The 3,170-nt window shown below is 53.5% G+C and carries 2 rRNA genes; both read left to right on the top strand.

The features are described from left to right. Window positions 1–29: 29 nt before the first annotated feature. A 23S ribosomal RNA gene (locus A9J21_RS11635) occupies window positions 30–2,908 on the top strand. Window positions 2,909–3,031: 123 nt separating this feature from the next. After that, a 5S ribosomal RNA gene (gene rrf, locus A9J21_RS11630) occupies window positions 3,032–3,145 on the top strand. Window positions 3,146–3,170: the final 25 nt, after the last annotated feature.

The following is a 3,170-nucleotide window of genomic DNA, read 5'->3' as shown; positions in this document are numbered from 1 at the left end:
AACGGAAACGTTAGACACACTCGTTATAGGGTCAAGCGAACAAGTGCATGTGGTGGATGCCTTGGCGATCACAGGCGATGAAGGACGCGGTAGCCTGCGAAAAGCTTCGGGGAGCTGGCAAACAAGCTTTGATCCGGAGATGTCCGAATGGGGAAACCCGGCCCGAATGGGTCATCCCTGACTGAATACATAGGTCAGGGAAGCGAACGCGGCGAACTGAAACATCTAAGTAGCTGCAGGAACAGAAATCAACCGAGATTCCCAGAGTAGTGGCGAACGAAATGGGAAGAGCCTTGCACTCTTTAGCAGAACTGTTAGCAAAACGGGATGGAAAGCCCGGCCATAGCAGGTGATAGCCCTGTATGCGAAAACAGATTTGTGGAACTAGGTGTGCGACAAGTAGGGCGGGACACGTGAAATCCTGTCTGAAGATGGGGGGACCATCCTCCAAGGCTAAATACTCGTGATCGACCGATAGTGAACCAGTACCGTGAGGGAAAGGCGAAAAGAACCCCGGGAGGGGAGTGAAATAGATCCTGAAACCGCATGCATACAAACAGTCGGAGCCTGGAAACGGGTGACGGCGTACCTTTTGTATAATGGGTCAGCGACTTACATTCAGTGGCAAGCTTAACCGATTAGGGAAGGCGTAGCGAAAGCGAGTCCGAACAGGGCGTTGAGTCGCTGGGTGTAGACCCGAAACCAGATGATCTATCCATGGCCAGGTTGAAGGTGCGGTAACACGTACTGGAGGACCGAACCCACTAACGTTGAAAAGTTAGGGGATGAGCTGTGGATAGGGGTGAAAGGCTAAACAAATCTGGAAATAGCTGGTTCTCTCCGAAAACTATTTAGGTAGTGCCTCGTGTCTCACCTTCGGGGGTAGAGCACTGTCATGGTTGGGGGGTCTATTGCTGATTACCCCGCCATAGCAAACTCCGAATACCGAAGAGTGCAATCACGGGAGACAGACATCGGGTGCTAACGTCCGGTGTCAAGAGGGAAACAACCCAGACCGCCAGCTAAGGTCCCCAAATATAGCTAAGTGGGAAACGAAGTGGGAAGGCTAAAACAGTCAGGAGGTTGGCTTAGAAGCAGCCACCCTTTAAAGAAAGCGTAATAGCTCACTGATCGAGTCGTCCTGCGCGGAAGATGTAACGGGGCTAAGCTATATACCGAAGCTGCGGACGCACGCAAGTGCGTGGTAGGAGAGCGTTCTGTAAGCCTGTGAAGGTGTCTTGTAAAGGATGCTGGAGGTATCAGAAGTGCGAATGCTGACATGAGTAGCGATAAAGGGGGTGAAAGGCCCCCTCGCCGTAAGCCCAAGGTTTCCTACGCAACGTTCATCGGCGTAGGGTGAGTCGGCCCCTAAGGCGAGGCAGAGATGCGTAGCTGATGGGAAGCAGGTTAATATTCCTGCACCGTCGTATGATGCGATGGGGGGACGGATCGCGGAAGGTTGTCCGGGTGTTGGAAGTCCCGGTCCCTGCATTGGAGAAGGCGCTTAGGCAAATCCGGGCGCGGAATTCAAGGATGTGGGGCGAGCGGCTTTATGCTGCGAAGCAATCGGAAGTGGTTCCAAGAAAAGCCTCTAAGCTTCAGTCATACGAGACCGTACCGCAAACCGACACAGGTGGGCGAGATGAGTATTCTAAGGCGCTTGAGAGAACTCGGGAGAAGGAACTCGGCAAATTGGTACCGTAACTTCGGGATAAGGTACGCCCTGGTAGCTTGACTGGCCTGCGCCAGAAGGGTGAAGGGGTTGCAATAAAATGGTGGCTGCGACTGTTTAATAAAAACACAGCACTCTGCAAACACGAAAGTGGACGTATAGGGTGTGACGCCTGCCCGGTGCCGGAAGATTAAATGATGGGGTGCAAGCTCTTGATTGAAGTCCCGGTAAACGGCGGCCGTAACTATAACGGTCCTAAGGTAGCGAAATTCCTTGTCGGGTAAGTTCCGACCTGCACGAATGGCGTAACGATGGCCACACTGTCTCCTCCCGAGACTCAGCGAAGTTGAAGTGTTTGTGATGATGCAATCTCCCCGCGGCTAGACGGAAAGACCCCATGAACCTTTACTGTAGCTTTGCATTGGACTTTGAACCGATCTGTGTAGGATAGGTGGGAGGCTTTGAAGCGTGGACGCTAGTTCACGTGGAGCCGTCCTTGAAATACCACCCTGGTTTGTTTGAGGTTCTAACCTTGGCCCGTGAATCCGGGTCGGGGACAGTGCATGGTAGGCAGTTTGACTGGGGCGGTCTCCTCCCAAAGTGTAACGGAGGAGTTCGAAGGTACGCTTGGTACGGTCGGACATCGTACCTAAAGTGCAATGGCAAAAGCGTGCTTAACTGCGAGACCGACAAGTCGAGCAGGTGCGAAAGCAGGACATAGTGATCCGGTGGTTCTGAATGGAAGGGCCATCGCTCAACGGATAAAAGGTACTCTGGGGATAACAGGCTGATACCGCCCAAGAGTTCATATCGACGGCGGTGTTTGGCACCTCGATGTCGGCTCATCTCATCCTGGGGCTGTAGCCGGTCCCAAGGGTATGGCTGTTCGCCATTTAAAGAGGTACGTGAGCTGGGTTTAAAACGTCGTGAGACAGTTTGGTCCCTATCTGCCGTGGGCGTTGGAATCTTGACGGGGGCTGCTCCTAGTACGAGAGGACCGGAGTGGACGTACCGCTGGTGTACCTGTTGTCTCGCCAGAGGCATCGCAGGGTAGCTATGTACGGAAGAGATAACCGCTGAAAGCATCTAAGCGGGAAACTCGCCTGAAGATGAGGATTCCCTGGAGGCTTGACCTCCTTGAAGGGTCGTTCGAGACCAGGACGTTGATAGGCTGGGTGTGGAAGCGCAGTAATGCGTTAAGCTAACCAGTACTAATTGCCCGTAAGGCTTGATCCTATAACCAGTGTGTTTGACCTGGTTGGACGAGAGTCCGCGTGTGCCGAAGGCATACAAGCACAACCTCTTTACTACACCCCGATTCGCTGCGCTGACGTCGGTCAGTGCGGCAACCCCTCAATGCCTGGTGACCATAGCGAGTTGGAACCACCCCTTCCCATCCCGAACAGGACCGTGAAACGACTTTGCGCCGATGATAGTGCGGACTACCCGTGTGAAAGTAGGTCATCGCCAGGCTCTTATACCCAGAACCCCCAAGCCC

Source organism: Cupriavidus sp. D384, from assembly GCF_001652915.1.
In the GTDB taxonomy this organism is placed as follows: domain Bacteria; phylum Pseudomonadota; class Gammaproteobacteria; order Burkholderiales; family Burkholderiaceae; genus Cupriavidus.
The sequence above is the reverse complement of the archived record's forward strand: the minus strand, read 5'-3'. Positions and strand labels throughout refer to the sequence as shown.